At 66.6% G+C, this 16,718-nt stretch carries 23 protein-coding genes; 17 read left to right on the top strand and 6 right to left on the bottom strand.

Annotation, left to right across the window (positions count from 1 at the left end; translation table 11 throughout):
- Positions 1-3 precede the first annotated feature (3 nt).
- The 7 genes from AC5P8F_RS13710 to AC5P8F_RS13740 all read left to right on the top strand — a co-directional run bounded on the left by AC5P8F_RS13710 (position 4) and on the right by AC5P8F_RS13740 (position 4,650).
- On the top strand, positions 4-507 hold the full coding sequence (locus tag AC5P8F_RS13710; RefSeq protein WP_169411924.1) for a hypothetical protein: 504 nt from the start codon (positions 4-6) through the stop codon (positions 505-507).
- Between the two features lie 102 nt (positions 508-609).
- Positions 610-1,551, top strand: a complete 942-nt coding sequence (locus tag AC5P8F_RS13715) for an acyl-CoA dehydrogenase (protein ID WP_495228373.1) — start codon at positions 610-612, stop codon at positions 1,549-1,551.
- Positions 1,539-2,297, top strand: a complete 759-nt coding sequence (locus tag AC5P8F_RS13720) for a PIG-L deacetylase family protein (RefSeq protein WP_014647183.1) — start codon at positions 1,539-1,541, stop codon at positions 2,295-2,297. Before AC5P8F_RS13715 ends, AC5P8F_RS13720 begins: the two co-directional genes overlap by 13 nt.
- Positions 2,294-2,881 carry a class I SAM-dependent DNA methyltransferase gene (locus AC5P8F_RS13725; RefSeq protein ID WP_111205732.1) on the top strand — a complete coding sequence of 196 codons (588 nt, stop codon included), beginning with the start codon at positions 2,294-2,296 and terminating at the stop codon, positions 2,879-2,881. The genes AC5P8F_RS13720 and AC5P8F_RS13725 overlap by 4 nt, the downstream gene beginning before the upstream one ends.
- Entirely contained in the window at positions 2,878-3,609 is a 732-nt protein-coding gene (locus tag AC5P8F_RS13730) for a glycosyltransferase family 2 protein (RefSeq protein WP_495228375.1), read from the top strand. The genes AC5P8F_RS13725 and AC5P8F_RS13730 overlap by 4 nt, the downstream gene beginning before the upstream one ends.
- 78 nt (positions 3,610-3,687) lie before the next feature.
- On the top strand, positions 3,688-4,116 hold the full coding sequence (locus AC5P8F_RS13735; protein ID WP_049439716.1) for a BLUF domain-containing protein: 429 nt from the start codon (positions 3,688-3,690) through the stop codon (positions 4,114-4,116).
- Between the two features lie 135 nt (positions 4,117-4,251).
- Positions 4,252-4,650, top strand: coding sequence for a BLUF domain-containing protein (locus tag AC5P8F_RS13740; protein ID WP_495228377.1), 399 nt, complete (start codon positions 4,252-4,254; stop codon positions 4,648-4,650).
- 16 nt (positions 4,651-4,666) lie between these two features.
- On the opposite strand, the gene AC5P8F_RS13745 is transcribed toward AC5P8F_RS13740, so the two are convergent.
- Positions 4,667-5,059, bottom strand: a complete 393-nt coding sequence (locus AC5P8F_RS13745) for a response regulator (protein ID WP_014647178.1) — start codon at positions 5,057-5,059, stop codon at positions 4,667-4,669.
- A gap of 207 nt (positions 5,060-5,266) precedes the next feature.
- Here AC5P8F_RS13745 and AC5P8F_RS13750 point away from each other — a divergent pair, with 207 nt between their 5' ends.
- The 3 genes from AC5P8F_RS13750 to AC5P8F_RS13760 all read left to right on the top strand — a co-directional run bounded on the left by AC5P8F_RS13750 (position 5,267) and on the right by AC5P8F_RS13760 (position 7,237).
- Positions 5,267-5,611 carry a hypothetical protein gene (locus AC5P8F_RS13750; RefSeq protein ID WP_100450505.1) on the top strand — a complete coding sequence of 115 codons (345 nt, stop codon included), beginning with the start codon at positions 5,267-5,269 and terminating at the stop codon, positions 5,609-5,611.
- A 159-nt stretch (positions 5,612-5,770) separates the two neighbouring features.
- Complete coding sequence (locus AC5P8F_RS13755) at positions 5,771-6,292, top strand: ferritin-like domain-containing protein (protein WP_053494316.1); 522 nt, start codon at positions 5,771-5,773, stop codon at positions 6,290-6,292.
- Between the two features lie 36 nt (positions 6,293-6,328).
- Positions 6,329-7,237: a manganese catalase family protein gene (locus AC5P8F_RS13760; RefSeq protein WP_046430681.1), complete on the top strand. Its 909-nt coding sequence runs from the start codon at positions 6,329-6,331 to the stop codon at positions 7,235-7,237.
- A 100-nt stretch (positions 7,238-7,337) separates the two neighbouring features.
- On the opposite strand, the gene AC5P8F_RS13765 is transcribed toward AC5P8F_RS13760, so the two are convergent.
- Positions 7,338-7,661, bottom strand: coding sequence for a KGG domain-containing protein (locus AC5P8F_RS13765; protein ID WP_014647174.1), 324 nt, complete (start codon positions 7,659-7,661; stop codon positions 7,338-7,340).
- A gap of 303 nt (positions 7,662-7,964) precedes the next feature.
- Between AC5P8F_RS13765 and AC5P8F_RS13770 the strand changes: the two genes are divergently transcribed.
- The 3 genes from AC5P8F_RS13770 to AC5P8F_RS13780 are packed head-to-tail and all read left to right on the top strand — an operon-like array spanning position 7,965 to position 9,923.
- Entirely contained in the window at positions 7,965-8,432 is a 468-nt protein-coding gene (locus AC5P8F_RS13770; protein ID WP_445978950.1) for a BLUF domain-containing protein, read from the top strand.
- On the top strand, positions 8,429-9,196 hold the full coding sequence (locus AC5P8F_RS13775) for a DUF72 domain-containing protein (RefSeq protein WP_049439729.1): 768 nt from the start codon (positions 8,429-8,431) through the stop codon (positions 9,194-9,196). Before AC5P8F_RS13770 ends, AC5P8F_RS13775 begins: the two co-directional genes overlap by 4 nt.
- Positions 9,189-9,923 (top strand): DNA-formamidopyrimidine glycosylase family protein, encoded by a 735-nt coding sequence (locus AC5P8F_RS13780; protein ID WP_495202636.1) that lies wholly within the window; start codon positions 9,189-9,191, stop codon positions 9,921-9,923. Before AC5P8F_RS13775 ends, AC5P8F_RS13780 begins: the two co-directional genes overlap by 8 nt.
- A 39-nt stretch (positions 9,924-9,962) precedes the next feature.
- On the opposite strand, the gene AC5P8F_RS13785 is transcribed toward AC5P8F_RS13780, so the two are convergent.
- Positions 9,963-10,460 carry a YciE/YciF ferroxidase family protein gene (locus tag AC5P8F_RS13785; RefSeq protein ID WP_005416567.1) on the bottom strand — a complete coding sequence of 166 codons (498 nt, stop codon included), beginning with the start codon at positions 10,458-10,460 and terminating at the stop codon, positions 9,963-9,965.
- A gap of 247 nt (positions 10,461-10,707) precedes the next feature.
- On the opposite strand from AC5P8F_RS13785, the gene AC5P8F_RS13790 reads away from it, so the two are divergent.
- The 3 genes from AC5P8F_RS13790 (at position 10,708) to AC5P8F_RS13800 (ending at position 14,035) form a co-directional block, all read left to right on the top strand.
- Positions 10,708-10,884, top strand: coding sequence for a DUF3606 domain-containing protein (locus AC5P8F_RS13790; RefSeq protein WP_014647169.1), 177 nt, complete (start codon positions 10,708-10,710; stop codon positions 10,882-10,884).
- A gap of 13 nt (positions 10,885-10,897) precedes the next feature.
- Positions 10,898-13,447, top strand: a complete 2,550-nt coding sequence (gene ligD / locus AC5P8F_RS13795) for a DNA ligase D (protein WP_495228380.1) — start codon at positions 10,898-10,900, stop codon at positions 13,445-13,447.
- A 138-nt stretch (positions 13,448-13,585) separates the two neighbouring features.
- The gene (locus tag AC5P8F_RS13800) at positions 13,586-14,035 is read left to right on the top strand and encodes a BLUF domain-containing protein (RefSeq protein WP_126412216.1); all 450 of its coding nucleotides are present in this window, start codon (positions 13,586-13,588) and stop codon (positions 14,033-14,035) included.
- Positions 14,036-14,044: 9 nt separating this feature from the next.
- Here the strand turns inward: AC5P8F_RS13800 and AC5P8F_RS13805 are convergent, their stop codons facing one another.
- Complete coding sequence (locus tag AC5P8F_RS13805) at positions 14,045-14,275, bottom strand: hypothetical protein (RefSeq protein ID WP_014647166.1); 231 nt, start codon at positions 14,273-14,275, stop codon at positions 14,045-14,047.
- Positions 14,276-14,500: 225 nt separating this feature from the next.
- On the opposite strand from AC5P8F_RS13805, the gene AC5P8F_RS13810 reads away from it, so the two are divergent.
- Positions 14,501-15,994 carry an FAD-dependent oxidoreductase gene (locus tag AC5P8F_RS13810; RefSeq protein WP_495228383.1) on the top strand — a complete coding sequence of 498 codons (1,494 nt, stop codon included), beginning with the start codon at positions 14,501-14,503 and terminating at the stop codon, positions 15,992-15,994.
- A gap of 21 nt (positions 15,995-16,015) precedes the next feature.
- Here the strand turns inward: AC5P8F_RS13810 and AC5P8F_RS13815 are convergent, their stop codons facing one another.
- Entirely contained in the window at positions 16,016-16,438 is a 423-nt protein-coding gene (locus AC5P8F_RS13815) for a low affinity iron permease family protein (protein ID WP_014647164.1), read from the bottom strand.
- Positions 16,435-16,689 (bottom strand): hypothetical protein, encoded by a 255-nt coding sequence (locus AC5P8F_RS13820; RefSeq protein ID WP_014647163.1) that lies wholly within the window; start codon positions 16,687-16,689, stop codon positions 16,435-16,437. The genes AC5P8F_RS13815 and AC5P8F_RS13820 overlap by 4 nt, the downstream gene beginning before the upstream one ends.
- Between the last annotated feature and the right edge of the window lie 29 nt (positions 16,690-16,718).

Here is a 16,718-nt window from a genome sequence, read left to right on the forward strand (position 1 = left end):
GCCATGAGCGCGATTGCCGCCGGTGTCTACGCACTGTGGCTGGCTGCCGGCTGGCTGGACTTCCATTTTCACCGGCGGACCGACCTTCCACACACCTCCGCGATGCGCGAAAGCCTGTTGCATGGGGTGCAGTTGCTGCTGATCGGCAGCGGAGTGCTCGCATGGCTCCTGCTGGAAAACACGCTGTCGCTCGTCACGTTTCTGGCACTTCTGGTCCTCGCGCACGCAATCGCCGGCTACTTCGACACCGTCAGCGCGGACGGCAGACGACGCATCAGCCCGGCAGAGCAGCATGTGCACAGCGTGCTCGATGCCGCGCCGTGGGTCCTGCTGGGCTGGGTGGGCTGGCAGGTCCACCCCCGGTGGTCGCTCGAAGTGAAGCCTGCAGCACCGGGCGTCTGGTGGCTGGTCCTGCTGCCGGCGCTGGGCGTGGTCGTGCTGCCATGGTTGTGGGAGCTGCGGCAGTGCCTGCGCGCACGGCGGCAGCGCCGGCAAGCGAGCGCGTGAGGATGATCGCGCAGAGAATTCATGCGCCGACTACGCCTCCCAGACAGTGATGTGACCGCTTGCCGCCTACGTTCGACATGTCTCTCCATTTCAGGCTCCTTCATGCAGCATGTGACGTCGCCATCCCCGCTGGAGGGCCGCGCTCGCGAGGTAGTGGTCCAGCGGCCCGACCTGCCATTGCCCGGAAGCGGCCGCACGCTGCGGCGGTGGCAGGCGCTGGCGGCATGGGGGGCGGAAGACCTGTGCCTGGCCAAAGTGCTTGAGGCGCACTACGACGCCCAGGCGATCATCGCCGAACTGAACGCGCCCGAACTGGTTGAAGGCCAGCTACTGGCGGTCTGGGCCGCGGAAGGTCCAGCCAACACACTCCGCTTCGATGCCCACGGCCAGCTCCATGGTGACAAGCCCTGGTGTTCCGGCAGCGCGTGGGTGGATGCGGCATTGGTAACCGTCCGCAACGCGCAGGGCGTGTGGCTGTGCCAGGTCGCGGCGAAACACTGGCGCACGCTTGCAGATGAGCCCTGGCCGGCCGTTGGCATGGCCGGCGTTCCGTCCACCACGGTGCGATTCGACGGCGCGCCGATGGCGCTTCTGGGAACGCGCGATGAGTACCTGCAGCGACCGGGCTTCTGGCACGGCGGTGCGGGCATCGCGGCAGTCTGGTTCGGCGCGGCGGCCGCCTTGGCCGAGCGCATGCGGCCAGCCTGCAGCGAGGGGAATCGCGCGCGATTACTGGGTGAAGTGGACCTCGCCTTGGGCCCGGCGGCGGCGCTGCTTCGCGAAGTGGCGGCACGCATCGACGCCGCGCCGGAATCGGCGCATCGCGAAGAGGTCGTGCGCCTGCGCTGCGTGGTCGAGCGCGCGGCGACGCGTGTCCTGGATCTGGCGGGGCGCGCATTGGGCCCGGCGCCGATGTGCCTGGAGGATGCCCACGCCCGTCGCTGCGCGGACCTGACCGTGTTCCTTCGGCAGAACCACGCAGATCGCGATTGGGAATGGCTGGGCGGCCAGCGGGCGAGCCAGGAGGCGACATGGGCGCTGTAGCCAGGACACCCCTGCAGGGGGAAGGAACGCAGGAGCAGGCATGGCTGCGCTGCGATTGGCTGTGGCAGCGGCCGGCAACATCGGCCAATGCCCTCTGCGCCGGCCATGATCGCGTCGTGGTGGTCGCACCCCATCCAGACGACGAGATCCTCGGCTGTGGTGGACTGCTCCGTCACGCTGCGGAGCAGGGCATGGAGGTACGCGTCGTCGCCGTGACCGATGGCGAAGCGTGCTATCCGGACGAGCACTGGTGGACGCCAGAACGCCTGCGCTCGGCGCGACGCGCCGAGCTTGCCGCAGCGCTGGGCGAACTCGGTATCCGGCCTGGATCCGCGTTTCATCTCGGCATCGCCGACGGCGCGGTCAGTGCGCACGAACAGGGCCTGGAAGACTGGCTGCAGCAGCACCTCCAGCCGAGCGACCTGGTCCTGGCACCCTGGCGCTTTGATGGGCATCCCGATCATGAAGCCGCAGGGCGTGCTGCCTGCAGGGCGGTGCGGGCAGTGGGCTGCCGACGCCTGGAGTACCCGGTGTGGGGCTGGCACTGGCTTGACCCCGCCTGCGCACATATGGCGTGGGAGGTTCCCAGGCTGATCGACATTTCAGCAGTGGCTGCCGCAAAACGAAACGCCATCGCGCACTTCCGGACCCAGACCGGCGAGGTGCCGGAACTGAACAGCCCGCCGGTGCTGCCCGCACATGTACTTACCCGATTCTTCCGGAACTACGAGGTATTCCTGGCATGAGCGCGCAACCGTACTTCGATGAACTGCATGAGCAGGAGGATCCCTTCGGCTATCGCAGCCGATGGTATGAAGAACGCAAGCGTGCGCTGCTGCTGGCCAGCCTGAGCCAGCGCCAGTTCATTCGGGGCTGGGAGCTGGGATGCTCCAACGGCGTGCTGACCGAGGCCTTGGCCGCCCGCTGCGAGCGCCTGCTGGCCACCGACATCAGCCCACGCGCAGCGTTCCGGGCCCGCCGCAACCTGGCCCACCTGCCGCATGTGCAGGTCCATTGCGCCAGCCATCCCGAGCAATGGCCGCCGGGCCGCTTCGACCTGATCGTCTGCGGGGAAATGGGCTACTACCTGGGTGCAGCAGCGCTGCACGAGCTGCGCGCCGGCATCGATTCGGCCCTTCGCGACGACGGACTGCTGGTCGCCTGCCATTGGTTGCCTTCGTTCCAGAGGCGCGCAAGTCGCACCGACGTCGTGCATCGGTGCCTTGGCCAAGGCCTGCACGAAGCCTTCCACTATCGTGATGCGGACTTCGTGCTGCAGGGCTGGACGCGCAGCTCGCTGTCGCTGGCCCGCAACGAGGGCCTGCGATGATCGGCATCCTGGTTCCGGCCCATGACGAGGCAGCCAGCGTGGAGCGCTGCCTGCAATCGATCCGAAGGGCAGCCCTGCATCCCGAGCTGCACGGCGAAGCAGTGCAGGTGGTGGTTGCACTGGACACCTGCTCGGATGCCACCGCGTCCATCTGCCAGCAGCAGCGGGTCGATACGGTGCGCCTGGAAGCACGCTGCGTCGGCGTTGCCAGGGCAGCGGCCGCCGCTGAGCTGCTCGGACGCGGTGCGAGATGGCTGGCGAGCACCGATGCCGACAGCGAGGTACCTCCCGAATGGCTGGTTGCCCAGCTTGAGGGCCGGTGCGACGCCTTCTGCGGACTGGTGGACATAGCAACCACCTCCAGGACGGAGAAGCGCCTGCGACGCGCGTTCCAGAAACGGCAGCAGTGGGGCGACGATCATGGGCGCATCCACGGTGCCAATTTCGGCGTCTCCGCCCAGGCCTATCTGGCGGCCGGGGGATTTGCTCCCCTGCGCTGTGGAGAGGATGTTGCACTGGTGAGGAGGCTGCAACGCCTCGGCGCTACCGTAAGGTGGGCCGGCGCTCCCATCGTCATGACCAGTGCCCGTCTGGTGGGACGCGCGACCGGAGGGTTCTCGGCCTACCTGGCCGGAATGGAGGGTGCGCGCCCCCGCCACGGCGGCAGATCGGCGGAAGGCGGGAGCTGGAAGCGCCTCGGAAACCACGCTGAATTGGGCATGATGTGATGTTTTCCCGGCTGGCGTTTACGGTTTCGCCACGATGCCCGTCCTAGAGTGAAGCGCTGGAAGAGCAGGAGTGGCACCATGCCGAATCGAGCCATCGCCTACGTCAGCGAGGCCGTCAGTGGATTCTCGCCGGAACGTCTGAAAGCGCTGATGGACGATGCCGCGCGCTTCAATCGGGGCGCAGGGGTGACCGGGGTGCTGCTGTTCGACGGCGAACGCTTCCTGCAGTACATGGAGGGCCCTGCCGATGGACTGGATGTGGCCTTCTCCCGTGTCACCGGCGCCAGCAGTCACATCCACCTGATCGAACTTGCGCGGGGGCGTGTCGGCCAGCGGCGGCTGCCGTTCTGGCCCATGCGTTGCCTGTCCGTCACTGCAGATGAGCTGCGCGAGATCGCCTGTGCCGACTGGACCAGCTTCATCCAGCGGGCAGCGACCGGACAGGCCGATGCCACGGCGATGGACAAGCTGCTGCTGATTGTCGAGCCCTACGCAAAGGCCGCCTGAGCCGGATACCTGTTACTGCAGTGTGCCGCAGGGGGGAGGATGGAGCGAGGCAGGTTGTGAACCGCCTCATTTGGCTCTACGGCAAGCGCAGCATCATGGAAGGGCAGGACACTTCCTGCGTCAGAAGGAATCAACGTGCCCCTCCGCGCAATCGCTTACGCAAGTGAGGCGATACCGGGGCTTTCCATGGACCCTGTGGACGACCTCGCCAGGGCCGCTGCCCGCTTCAACTTCGAAGCAGGCGTGATGGGTGTGCTTCTTTACGATGGGCACCGCTTCCTCCAGTACATCGAGGGACCGGAAGACAGCATCAACGTGGTGTACAGCCGTATCCTCGGTGCCCGCAGCCATTGCGAACTGCTTGAGCTGGGCCGGGGCAGGGTGTCCGGCCGGTTCTTTCCCTATTGGTCGATGCGGCTGCTCTGGACCGACCCTGCCGACATCCGCAGCGTCGCTCGTGGCAACTGGAGCGGGCTCTCCCGCGGTGGTGCGCTGCGCCAGCTGGGGCAGGTGGTAGCCCCACACCTGGCGTAATCCCGGCGTCTGCCGCTCAATGCGTGGCAGGGGGCGCGCAGGCGTCTCCCACGACCTGCTGGACGGCTTCCTGCAACTGGTCGATGTGGAACGGCTTGGCCACGAAGGTTGCGCGGCGGTGGCGCAGCGGCACCAGCTGGTCATAGACCGCAGAGACGAACAGGTAGGGAATGCCGAGTTCCGCCAGTCGATCGGCCACGGGGAACACCACGCCATCGCGGAGCTCCACATCCAGAACCGCGCCATCGAAACGTTGCGTATCCAGCAGCCCCAGCGCATCGAACACGCTGTAGGCGTGGGTCACCCGGCCGCCGCCGTCTTCCAGCGCCTGTTCCATCAGTGCAGCCAGGTCGAGCTGGTCTTCAACCAGCAGCAGGTTGCACCTGCGCTGGTCCATTTCCGATTGCATGCGCGCATGCCTGTGTTGCCTTGGGAACTGCAGTGTGTGCTGTATTGCATCAACGGCGCGCGTGGGCCGTGTCAGCCCAGCGCGAAGCCGCCCCGCGCAGGTGGTCCATGCCGTCGATGCGGCGTGGAAGGCGGTGCGCCTTTTTTGACGGCGCGTTGGCGGCGGCCATGGATACTGCCGCCGTCCCCCAGCACTGGAGCCATGACCATGCCTCGATCCGCCACCGACCCCACCGCCCCCTGCGCATTGCGCGTGGAGTGCATGTCCCTGGATTGCGGCGGCGCTGCGATCGTCGTGGAGCTGGATCGCACCCCCGAACGGGCATGGATGAAGTCGCTCAAGCGCGCCCTGCAGGAGGATGACGTGCTGGAGGGTGCCCAGGCCAAGTTCGATGGCCGCTTTGTCTACGTCGTGGGCGTGGAAGGGGGCGCGCACCGTGCGCAGCACCGGGTGATCCAGGCGTTGAAGGCGTCCGCAGGCGCGCGCGCACCCGCAGCAAGCCCCCGTCGCGACGCCGGCAGCGCTGTAGTGTCCGGCGCGATGCCCGCCTGAGTTCGCGGCAGGCGTTGCCACGCAACAGCGGATGTTATGGCCGCATCAGCGCCAGGTGCAGCGCGCACGCCCGCCGGCTCACGCCGGCCGACGGGGCAGTGATTGCTGCCTCGCCACCATGGTCTCCGGAGGCATGTCGCCCCACTACCGGAGACCGTGATGGCAGACCCGAACACCGTCCGCAGCGAGCGCCTGCTGAAATGGCTGCAGGATGCCTACGCCATGGAGCAGGAGGCGGAGACCATGATGAAGGCCATGGCTTCGCGCATCCAGAACTATCCCCATCTTGCCGCACGCATCGGCCAGCACGTGCTGGAGACGCAGCAGCAGGCCGCCTCCCTGCGCGAGTGCATTGAAGCGCTCGGCGGAAGCGTGCCCACCGCCAAGGGGCTGTTCGCGAGCATGACCGCAGCGATCCACGCTGCCGGCAACACCCTGATGGAGGACGAGGTCGTCAAGAGCATCGGCATCTCCTTTGGCTTCGAGAACACCGAGATCGCCACCTACCGGGCACTGGTGATCGCGGCCGAGCGGGCCGCCGCGCCGGATATCGCGGCCGTGTGCGGCCAGATCCTGCAGGAAGAGATCGCCATGGCGCGCTGGCTGGAAGAGCACCAGGACAGCCTGGTCGGCGCCTTCCTCAACCGTGACGAAACGCCTGGCGCCCAAGCCAAGCGTTGATCCCGATCCCGCCTGCCATACACAGGAGACAGTCCCATGTTCTTCCACCACAGGAAGCTGATGTACACCGTGCGCGTGCGCGAATCCAACCCGCAGCTTGCCAGCCTCATGCTGGAACAGTTTGGCGGCCCCCAAGGCGAACTGGCGGCTGCAATGCGTTACTTCACCCAGGGACTCGGTGAATGCGATCCGGGCCGCAAGGACCTGCTGATGGACATTGCCACCGAAGAGATCAGCCACCTGGAGATCATCGGCACCATCATCGCCATGCTCAACCGCGGCCCGAAGGCCATCCAGTCCGAGGGTCTTGCCGAAGCCGAGGACATGCGGCTGCTGGGCCAGAACAGCACCAGCCATACCGAACAGATCCTGTATGGGGGCGGCCCGGCGCTGGTCAATTCCAGCGGGGTGCCGTGGACGGCGGCCTACGTCGATTCGATCGGGGAGCCCACCGCCGACCTGCGCTCGAACATCGCCGCCGAAGCCCGCGCCAAGCTGGTCTACGAACGACTGATCACGGTGACCGATGATCCAGGCATCAAGGACGCACTGCGCTTCCTGATGACGCGCGAAATCGCCCACCAGAAGTCCTTCGAAAAGGCATTGCACAGCATCCAGCCCAACTTCCCGCCGGGCAAGCAGCCGGGTGACCCCGCCTTTACCGACCTGTACATGGACATGTCGCAGGGCGACGGCGCCGATGACCTGCTGGGCAGCTGGAACAGCGGCGAGCTGTGGGAGCGGGTCAGCGACCGCGAGGCCCAGGCCGCTGTGGACGGCGGTGACGGCAGCGCCACGGTGGGCCTGGACCCACGCGAGCAGGCGGCGGTGCAGGCCATGACCCTGCGAACGCTTTCCGATCCCGAAGCACGGCCGACAACCGGTGCCGAACTGGGCGCCGGGCCGGGCGCCGGTGCGCTCGACCTGCCGCCACGGGAGCCTTGACGCGGGACAGGCCGGGGCGGGCCTCCGCCCCACGTTTCGCGTGAAAAAAAGTGGGCGGACACGCTGTCCGCCCACATGGGGTGCAACCGGTCAGTCTCGATCAACGCTGCTGGCCACCGCGGTTGTTGTTGCCGCCACGTTCCTGCTGTTGCTGACGAGCGCCCTGGTTGCCACCCTGGTTGCCGCCGCCATGGCTGTTCTGGCCGCCTTCGCGGCCGATGTCGGCCATGTGCTGGCGATCCTGGCTCACCGCTTCGCCGCCCTTGCGACCGGCTTCGCGCGCTTCTTCAGAGCTGAATTCATGGGCGTTGCCCGACTCATGCGCGGCGCGGCCGCCCTTGGCGGCGATCTCGCGCTGCTTGTCTTCGTCCATCGAAGCGAAGCCGCGGTTGCTGCTGCCCTGGTTCTGGTTCTGGTTGGCCATGGAAAGTCTCCTTGGAGTGAGCCGCCCGATTGGCGGCAACGACCATCTTCCAGATCCGCCGCTAGACGGCGGTGGCACCACCGCCAACGTGATGTCATGCGCAGGCACGCGCTTCCTCATGCATTCTCCACGAAAGCAAATCCATCGGCGGAAGACACGGCATGCCGGTCGTGGTGCTCGAGCCGGGTGTCAACGCAGCGCGGCGTTGGCACGTACAGGTTCAACGCCGCCTCCACGCCGGTGTCACCGCGCGTTTGATCCGCACCGCTAAGGTAGAGCCATCTGCAACAACCCGGTGCTGCCATGCCTCTTCGTGCCATTGCATATGTAAGTGAAGCCACCCGAAACCTGACTGAAGAACGGCTGCAGCAGCTTGTCGCGGACGCGATGCTGTTCAACGAGTCGGTTGATGTGACCGGCGTCCTCCTGTTCGACGGCACGCGCTTCCTGCAATATCTCGAAGGCCCGGAGTCCGGTGTCAGCGCGGCGTACACCCGCATCCTGGCGGCCGACAGCCACAACGGTCTGGTCGAACTCAACCGGGGCAGGGTGGGGCGGCGGCAGTTCCCGCACTGGCGCATGCACAGCGTGCGCGTGGATGAGCTGGCGCTGGGAAAGATCGCGATCTCCGACTGGACCGGCTTCGTGCGCAGCGCCTCCGCGCTCGCTCCTGGCACCAGTGCGCTTGATCGACTGCAATCGGTGGCGCAGGCGCCGCCAGGCGCCGGCGATGGCCGGTTGCTGGAGCCGGACGGACCGGTAGCACGATGAGCGCAGCCGACGCCCCGGGCACGCCAGGACGTGTACGGATCGGCTGCGCAGGCTGGTCGCTTTCGCGCGCGGCGCAGGCGGCGTTCGGCGCAGGCGACAGCGTACTGCAGCGCTATGCCACCCGCCTGCCGATGGTCGAGATCAATTCCTCGTTCTACCGCCCCCACCAGGCGGCGACCTACGCCCGGTGGGCGGCGAGCGTGCCCGCGGGTTTCCGCTTCGCGGTGAAACTGCCGCGCGTGATCAGCCATGAACGCCGGCTGCGCGACGCGATGCAGCCGCTGGCGCTGTTCCTTGATGGCGTGATCGCGCTGGGGGACAGGCTGGGGCCGCTGCTGCTCCAGCTGCCGCCCAGCCTGGCGTATGAGCCGGCAACCGTAAAGGCATTCCTGCACGGACTGCGCGCACGCACCTCGGTTGATGTCGCCTGCGAACCGCGCCACCCCAGTTGGTTCACTGCAGACGTCGATACGCTGCTGAGCGACCATGGCATCGCACGGGTCGCGGCTGACCCGGCCCGGGTACCGGCAGCAGCTGTCCCGGGCGGTGACCGCACGTGGAGCTACTGGCGCTGGCACGGGCAGCCGCAGATCTATCGCAGCCCCTACAGCGAACAGGCGCTGGCGGGGCTGGCCCAGCACCTGCAGCGTGAAGCCGCTGCGCAGCGCCGCGCCTGGTGCGTACTGGACAACACCGCGCTGGGCCACGCGACCGGCAACGCCCTGCACCTGCAGGCACTGCTGCAGGAGAACGCGCATGCCTGAGGGCCCGTCCATTGTCCTGCTGCGCGAAGCCGCCAGCCGCTTCAAGGGTCACGTCGTGCGCGGCGTCTCCGGCAACAGCCGCATCGACCTGTCACCGCTGCAGGGACGCAGGGTCAAGGCGGTTCGCAGCTGGGGCAAGCACTTCCTGCTGGAGTTCAGCCACCACACGCTGCGCATCCATCTGATGATGTTCGGCAGCTGGCGCATCGACGAACGGAAGCCAGTTCCTGCACGGGTGTCGCTGGCATTCGACAACGGGGAACTGAATTTCTATGCGTGTTCCGTCCGGCTGATCGACCAGCCGTTGGACGACGTCTACGACTGGCGGGCGGACGTGATGAACGACGCCTGGGATCCAAAACTGGCCCGGCGCAAGCTGAAGGCACTGCCGGACACCCTGGTCTGTGATGCGCTTCTGGACCAGACGATCTTCGCCGGCGTCGGCAACATCATCAAGAACGAGGTGCTGTTCCGCATCCGCGTGCATCCGGCCACGCGACTGGGCGACCTGCCACCGCGCAAGCTCACCGCCCTGATCACCCAGGCCCGTGCCTACAGCTTCGACTTCCTGGAATGGAAACGGCGCTTCGAGTTGAAGAAGCACTGGCAGGTGCACACGCGCAAGGTGTGCCCGCTCTGCGGTGGCCCGGTCAGCAAGCTGTACATGGGTACGACGCGGCGACGCACGTTCTTCTGCCCAAACGATCAGGTGCTCTACCCACCCTGAGGCCGCCGTCCATGGCGGCCGGGAGGCATGCGATTCGACTCAGGCGGCCTGCGCGGCCTTGGCATTGCCGCCGCCCTTGGCCAGCAGGGTCAGCTTCTCATCGGTTGCCTTTTCTTCCTCCAGCGTCTCCAGCAGCAACGGCAGGGCATCCTTGTAGCCCAGCTGCTTGGCCAGCGCGGCGATGGTGCCGTAGGAGGCTATTTCATAATGCTCGACCTTCTGCGCGCCACCGATCAGGGCAGCGTCGCGCACCGGCCCCTTGTCGATGCTGTCGATCACCTCCTTGCCTTCCTCGACCAGGCCTTCCATCGCCGCGCACTTGATGCGCTTCAGGCGGATGCCGAGCACCTCGACCACCTGGTCGATGCGTTCGATCTGCCCTTGGGTTTCTTCCAGGTGCGTTTCGAACGCTGCGGCCAGATCCGGATTCTCGGCCGCACGGGCCAGGCGCGGAAGCGCCTTGGTCAGCTGCTTCTCGGCGCTGTAGATGTCCGAGAGCTCGTGGATGAACAGATCTTCCGCCGTCTTGATAGCCATGCTGGGCTCCGCTGTGAATGGAGTGCTCAGAGTAGGTCCCGTCCGGTTGCGATCAGGCGGGGAAGGAGTGAAGGCGGCATGTGAATTCCCACGCGGACCCTGCGCGCTGCCTTCACGAAGCAGCGTCTTTCGCGCATCGGCAGGACGCCGTGCCGGCGGCCTTCGCCATGGCTTCACAGTGGCATCGCTCCGTGCCCATGGAATGGCCGGTACGGTCAGTTCACCCCCGATCACGCTGGAGACTCCCATGAGCGATGACAAGAACAACGCCGGCAGCCCGGACCGGGACCGCATCAACGTCAATGAGGATTACGAACTGCGGTACTGGACCACGACGCTGGGCGTGTCCGCCGACGAACTTCGCGCGGCCGTCGCGGCAGTCGGGCCCACGGCGGTTGCTGTCCGGAAGCACTTGGGCAAATAGCGCGGAGCTGGCCATGTCCCTGGTCGAGTATCGCCGCAAGCGTCGTTTTGACCAGACCAAGGAGCCCGAGCCGGGCAAGGCGCTGCCGAAAGGCCAGCGCGCCATTTTCGTGGTGCAGCTGCATCATGCCAGCCGCAGGCACTATGACTTCCGCCTGCAGGTTGGCGATGCGCTGAAGAGCTGGGCCGTGCCCAAAGGCCCCAGTTACGACCCGAAGGTCAAGCGCATGGCGGTGGAAGTGGAAGACCACCCGGTGGACTACGCGGCGTTCGAGGGTGATATTCCCAAGGGCCAGTACGGCGGCGGCCATGTCGCCCAGTTTGACCACGGTGTATGGGCCACGCAGGGCGATCCGGAAGCCCAGCTCGCCAAGGGCCATCTGCGCTTCGAGCTGTTCGGTACCAAGTTGAAAGGCGGCTGGCATCTGGTCCGGTCGGGAAAGCCCGCGCGCCAGCCACAGTGGCTGCTGTTCAAGGACGACGACGAATTTGCCAGCGATATCGAGGCAGACGATCTGCTGGGGGACGTCGCTGAAGCGCCACCGGAGGATCTGAAGCGTGCCGGCGCTGGCAAGGCCGCGAAGAAGCGGCTGACGGCGGTACCTGCCAGACGCGCCCGGCGAAAGAACTGGGCGAAGAAGGCCCTGACGCTCAGCAAGGCGAAAAGGGCGGCAGCGCCGTCCGGGCCGTTTGAGCCGCAGTTGGCCAAGCTGGGCGAAGCGCCGCCCCAGGGCGGGCAGTGGGTGCATGAGATCAAATGGGACGGGTACCGCATCCTTGCTACGGTGGTTGAGGGCAACGTGCAGCTGTGGTCACGGAACGCGCTGGAATGGACCGCCAAACTTCCCGAAATACGTGATGCGATCGCGGCCCTGGGCCTGACTTCGGCGGCACTGGACGGCGAGCTGATCGCCGGCGCCGGCACCAAGGAAGACTTCAACCTGCTGCAGGCCACGCTTTCCGGCGAGAAGCAAGGCGTCCTGACGTATGCGCTGTTCGATCTGCTGCATCTTGATGGCGTGGATGTCGCCGATGCGCCCCTGCTGGAGCGCAAGGCCCTGCTGCAATCGGTGCTGGAGGGGCAGGGCAGCCCATTGGCCTTCAGTTCGCATGTACAGGGGGATGGCGACCAGGCCTACCGACTGGCCGGTGAGCGGCACTTCGAAGGCATCATCTCCAAGCGCGCCGATCGCAGCTACCACAGCGGCCGCAGCGAGGACTGGCGCAAGACGAAGCAGCTGGCCAGCGACGAGTTCGCGGTGGTGGGCTACACCGCACCCAAAGGCAGCCGCACCGGCTTTGGTTCGCTGCTGCTGGCCCGGCCAGACGCAACGCATGGCTGGCTCTACGCAGGGCGCGTCGGGTCCGGGTTCTCGGATGAACTGATTGGCGACATCAGCAAGCGCATCAAGGGCGGCGGCGGCCGCAAGCCAACCGCGTACGTGCCCACGCAGGACACCGATCTGCGCGCTGCGACCTGGTTCGAACCGCGTTTCGTGGTGGAGGTCTTCTACCGCGGAATCGGTGGGCAGCAACTGTTGCGCCAGGCGTCGCTGAAGGCGGTGCGGGCGGACAAGGATATCGCCGACCTCGCCGATTCCGATCGCGCCGGAGCGGCCCCGGCCGCTGCGCGGTCGCAAGCGCCCGCGCGGCGTGGGCGCCGGGTGGAAAGGGCGCCGGCAACGGATCGCGCGCCCCCCGTGCTGTCGTCCCCAGGCAAGATACTGTTTCCCGGCGACGGCTACACCAAGCAGGACGTGTGGGATTACTACGCAGCAGTGATGGAGCACCTCCTGCCCGAGGTGGTGGATCGTCCGCTGTCGATCATCCGCTGCCCCAGTGGCACCGCAAAGCCCTGCTTCTTCCAGAAACACCATACGGCCGGGCTGGCGCTGGTCGATTCGGTACGGCTGAAGGAGGAAAGCGGCATCAACGCCCATTACCTGGTGGTGCGGGACGCAGCCAGCCTGCTGGAACTGGTGCAGTTCAACGCGTTGGAGTTCCACCCTTGGGGCAGCCACGCCGAGGCGCCCGACAGGGCCGACCGGGTGGTGTTCGATCTGGATCCCGGACCGGATGTGCCCTTTGCCGAAGTCAAGAAAGCCGCAACCGACATCCGGAAACTGCTGGCGCAGCTGGAGCTGGAATCGTTCCTGCGAGTCTCCGGCGGCAAGGGCCTGCACGTGGTCGTGCCGCTCAACCCAGGGTGCGATTGGGACCTGACCAAGCGTTTTGCGAAGGGTTTCGCCGATGCATTGGCACAGTCCGAACCGCAGCGGTTCCTGGCAACCGCCACCAAGAGCCTGCGCAACAAGCGGATCTTCGTCGACTATCTGCGCAATGGGCGCGGTGCAACGGCAGTCGCGTCCTATTCGTTGCGCGCCCGGCCGGGCGCACCGGTGGCACTGCCGATCGCCTGGGGTGATCTGGCGAAACTCAAGCGCGCCGACGCCTTCACGATCAAGGACGTGCCCGCAAAGCTCAGACGTCGCCGCAAGGACCCTTGGGCCGGCATCGCGGAAGTGAAGCAGAATCTCGCCCGATGGGCCCGGGCAGACCCGTAGGCCAGGCCCGTGCTGCGTACCGTCTGTCAGCCCGAACCCAACTGATTCGCAGAATACACAGGGCCGGAACATATCGTCGGCGCGGTTGGCCTATGCTTGCGGTACGGAATCTGGGGGGATTCGCTACAGGAGCAGCCAATGCCGATCAGGGCAGTCGCATACATAAGTGAAGCGGGCCCGGCCGTTGCGGGTGATCCTTTGGGCCTGCGCAGCGGGAAGCTGGACGACCTGGTCGATGATGCCTCCCGCTTCAACCGGAATGCCGGCGTTACCGGCGTACTGCTGTTCGATGGCGCCCGTTTCCTGCAGTACATGGAAGGACCCGAAGATGGCTTGAATGTGGCGTACTCGCGGGTACTCGGTGCTACAAGCCACACGGGACTGATCGAACTGCAGCGCGGCAGGGTAGGCAACCGGCGTCTCCCGTTCTGGCCGATGCGCTGGCTGCCGACGCAACCCGAGCAGTTGAAGAGTCTTGCCCGCGCGGACTGGTCAGGGTTCGCCCAGCGGACCGGTGACGATGCGCCAACCGAGACGGCGATGGATGTCCTTGCCAGGTTGGTGGAACCCTATGCCGTCGCGGCGTGATTGATCGGCCTAGCGGCCCCCATAGCGCGCCGCCCAGGGGATCTCGCCGCTGCACGAATCGAGGTGCCCGGTGCGCATCACGCAGTACAGGCGGGCATCCGGGTCAGCACTGGCAGCGATGTAGTCCAGCGCCTCGGCGAGCATGCGGATGAACTGCGGCTCGGGATAGAACGCCGCCCAGGTGGGCAGCATTTCCTCCAGTTGCGCGATCATCAGGTCGATTTCCAGGTGCGTGCTCACTGCCTGGCCCTCCATGCAGCCACGTTAGCAATCACGCTGCAAGCAGAGGGTCGCGGTTCGCACAGGCGACGCTGGCATCGTGTCCATGCGGCACTCACCACGTCTTGATCCTCACCGCGCCAGTGCCACGCACGTGAGGATTTCCTGCACGGGCACGCCACCGTCGTTTCACCCGGCAGGGCGTATCAGGGAAGGCTCTCCGATGAACCTGCAAGGATCCTTTTCATGGCCGACCCGTCCCCGCGCGCCAGCTTATGGTCAGCTGATTCCGATCCGCACGGCTTCCGCCCGCTCGCCGGGACCACGCGCGCGGACGTGCTGGTGGTCGGTGCAGGCATGACGGGCCTGTTGACCGCCGCCCGCTTGGCCGACAGCGGCCTGGATGTGGTGGTGGTGGATGCCGGCCCCATCGGCGGGCGCAACACGGTGATGTCAACCGGCAATCTTTACGCTCCCGTGTCCCGGCTGGCAGACCTGATCGCGCGTTGGGGCGGTGACACGGCACGTCGTGTGGTGCAGTGGCGGCAACACGCGCTGCGTTCCATCGAAACACTGGTCCACCGCTACGATCTGCACTGTGGCTTCGAGCGCGTGGCCATGCAGTACGGCGTGCAGGAGCGTTCGCGCGAGGCCACGGCGCAGTTCGAACGCGAGCTGCAGGCCTACCAACGCGTTGGCCTGCATTGCGAGCACCGCCAATCCGGGCTGCCGTTCACCTTGGCCCACGCTTTCCGCGTTCCCGACCAGGCGCAGTTGCATCCGGCGGCGTTCTGCAGGGAACTGGCCCGTCATCTGGTGGGCCGCGTGCGCATCCACGACTGGACCCGGATCACCCGCATCGAGGCTTCAGCCGGAGTGGCGACGGCCCCTGGTGCCCGCATCCATGCCAGGCACTTTGTGCTGGCCACCCACTCGCCAGCAGGATTCAACCTGGTGCAGGCCGAGATGGAGGTGTACCGCGAATACGGCGTAGCGGTACCGGTGGCCAATCCGCCAGAGGCAGGCATTCACTGGATCGCCGACCGGCACCGCTCGCTGCGCGGGGTGCATGGCGCTGATGGCCGCGACTGGCTGGTGCTGGTCGGTGAGACACATCGCACTGGCGAAACCCCGGCGATGGATCCGGCCCAGCATCTGGTCGCCGACGCGCGTCGCAACTTCAGCGTGCAGGGCGAGCCGCTGTGCTGGTCCGCGCAGCAGTTCCGGGCCGCGGATCAGCTGCCCTACATCGGCAGCAGCGCGCACGACAATGTATGGGTCGCTACCGGCTATGGGCCGGACGGATTGACCTGGGCGGGCGTGGCCGCGCGCGCGATCACGGAGGGAATCACGGGAACGACCAGCGAGATCGAGCAGCTGCTGAGCCCCATGCGCTTTACTCCGCTGCGCTCGGCTGCAGGCTGGGCCCGCACCAACGCCACGGTTGCGCGGCACATGGTGGGCGATCGCCTTGGAACCGCGTCGTCGCGCGCTCCCAGCGAGCTGGGCCGCGGGTGCGGTGCGCTGCTGGACGTGGGCGGAGAGCGCACCGCGATCTACCGCGATGATGATGGCCAGCTGCACGCAATGTCGGCGCTGTGCCCGCACCTCAAGTGCGTCGTCCAATGGAATGGCCATGAACGCACATGGGACTGCCCGTGCCACGGCAGCCGCTTTTCCGCCACCGGGGCCCTGCTGGAGGGCCCCGCCAGGCAGGGCCTCACACCGGCGGCGCTGTAGGCCGCCGCCGCAAAGGTGACCTCAGGCTTCGGCGGTTGCATCCGCTTCGCAGGGCATGCAGCGCTCCTTCTTGGACTTGATGTCTGCAGCGGTCTTCGCCAGTGCCTCGTAGCGCTGGCGTATCTCTTCAAGATGGGCCGGCTCCATCGATTCCAGGTTCAGCAGCTCCTGGTTGGCGTCCTTGCTGACCCGGATCAGCTCGTCCAGCTTGATGTGCAGCGCAGCGGTGTCAGCGTTCTGGGTATGCTGGATCAGGAATACCATCAGGAACGTCACGATGGTGGTGCCGGTGTTCACCACCAGCTGCCAGGTGTCATTGAAGTGGAAGGCCGGCCCGCTGGCGGCCCAGGCGATGATCACCCCCAGTGCCGCGACGAACGCCCCAAGACTGCCGGACAACCGCGCCGTGGCCGCCGCGACGCGTGCAAAGCCGCGCCGGATCACTGCTCACCTCCGCCGGCCTCCTCATCCGTTTCGCGGTCTGGCAGTTTGACCCGCTCACCCAGGCGCGCGGCCTGCTCGTCGGGCGTCGGGGCTGCGACGAAGGGCGAGATCGGGTCACTGGCCGGGAACGTCTCCTGCAACGCCTCTTCATGATTGCGATGGTTATGCAGCTTGGCCTGAAGCGGGCTGACCGGATCGGTGCGCTGTGCTTCCGGGTCCGGGTGGGGCAGGTCTTTCTGATCGCGTTGCATGGTGAATCTCCAGGTTGGGTCCCACTGCC

The organism is Stenotrophomonas sp. YJH_SMC_69 (genome assembly GCF_059370495.1).

What these genes read in the sequence shown, in the direction of transcription:
- AC5P8F_RS13710 (WP_169411924.1), top strand. Translation starts at nt 4, where the DNA reads ATGAGCGCGATTGCCGCCGGTGTCTACGCACTGTGGCTGGCTGCCGGC.
- AC5P8F_RS13715 (WP_495228373.1), top strand. Translation starts at nt 610, where the DNA reads ATGCAGCATGTGACGTCGCCATCCCCGCTGGAGGGCCGCGCTCGCGAG.
- AC5P8F_RS13720 (WP_014647183.1), top strand. Translation starts at nt 1,539, where the DNA reads ATGGGCGCTGTAGCCAGGACACCCCTGCAGGGGGAAGGAACGCAGGAG.
- AC5P8F_RS13725 (WP_111205732.1), top strand. Translation starts at nt 2,294, where the DNA reads ATGAGCGCGCAACCGTACTTCGATGAACTGCATGAGCAGGAGGATCCC.
- AC5P8F_RS13730 (WP_495228375.1), top strand. Translation starts at nt 2,878, where the DNA reads ATGATCGGCATCCTGGTTCCGGCCCATGACGAGGCAGCCAGCGTGGAG.
- AC5P8F_RS13735 (WP_049439716.1), top strand. Translation starts at nt 3,688, where the DNA reads ATGCCGAATCGAGCCATCGCCTACGTCAGCGAGGCCGTCAGTGGATTC.
- AC5P8F_RS13745 (WP_014647178.1), bottom strand. Translation starts at nt 5,059, where the DNA reads ATGCAATCGGAAATGGACCAGCGCAGGTGCAACCTGCTGCTGGTTGAA.
- AC5P8F_RS13750 (WP_100450505.1), top strand. Translation starts at nt 5,267, where the DNA reads ATGCCTCGATCCGCCACCGACCCCACCGCCCCCTGCGCATTGCGCGTG.
- AC5P8F_RS13755 (WP_053494316.1), top strand. Translation starts at nt 5,771, where the DNA reads ATGGCAGACCCGAACACCGTCCGCAGCGAGCGCCTGCTGAAATGGCTG.
- AC5P8F_RS13760 (WP_046430681.1), top strand. Translation starts at nt 6,329, where the DNA reads ATGTTCTTCCACCACAGGAAGCTGATGTACACCGTGCGCGTGCGCGAA.
- AC5P8F_RS13765 (WP_014647174.1), bottom strand. Translation starts at nt 7,661, where the DNA reads ATGGCCAACCAGAACCAGAACCAGGGCAGCAGCAACCGCGGCTTCGCT.
- AC5P8F_RS13770 (WP_445978950.1), top strand. Translation starts at nt 7,965, where the DNA reads ATGCCTCTTCGTGCCATTGCATATGTAAGTGAAGCCACCCGAAACCTG.
- AC5P8F_RS13775 (WP_049439729.1), top strand. Translation starts at nt 8,429, where the DNA reads ATGAGCGCAGCCGACGCCCCGGGCACGCCAGGACGTGTACGGATCGGC.
- AC5P8F_RS13780 (WP_495202636.1), top strand. Translation starts at nt 9,189, where the DNA reads ATGCCTGAGGGCCCGTCCATTGTCCTGCTGCGCGAAGCCGCCAGCCGC.
- AC5P8F_RS13785 (WP_005416567.1), bottom strand. Translation starts at nt 10,460, where the DNA reads ATGGCTATCAAGACGGCGGAAGATCTGTTCATCCACGAGCTCTCGGAC.
- AC5P8F_RS13790 (WP_014647169.1), top strand. Translation starts at nt 10,708, where the DNA reads ATGAGCGATGACAAGAACAACGCCGGCAGCCCGGACCGGGACCGCATC.
- ligD (WP_495228380.1), top strand. Translation starts at nt 10,898, where the DNA reads ATGTCCCTGGTCGAGTATCGCCGCAAGCGTCGTTTTGACCAGACCAAG.
- AC5P8F_RS13800 (WP_126412216.1), top strand. Translation starts at nt 13,586, where the DNA reads ATGCCGATCAGGGCAGTCGCATACATAAGTGAAGCGGGCCCGGCCGTT.
- AC5P8F_RS13810 (WP_495228383.1), top strand. Translation starts at nt 14,501, where the DNA reads ATGGCCGACCCGTCCCCGCGCGCCAGCTTATGGTCAGCTGATTCCGAT.
- AC5P8F_RS13820 (WP_014647163.1), bottom strand. Translation starts at nt 16,689, where the DNA reads ATGCAACGCGATCAGAAAGACCTGCCCCACCCGGACCCGGAAGCACAG.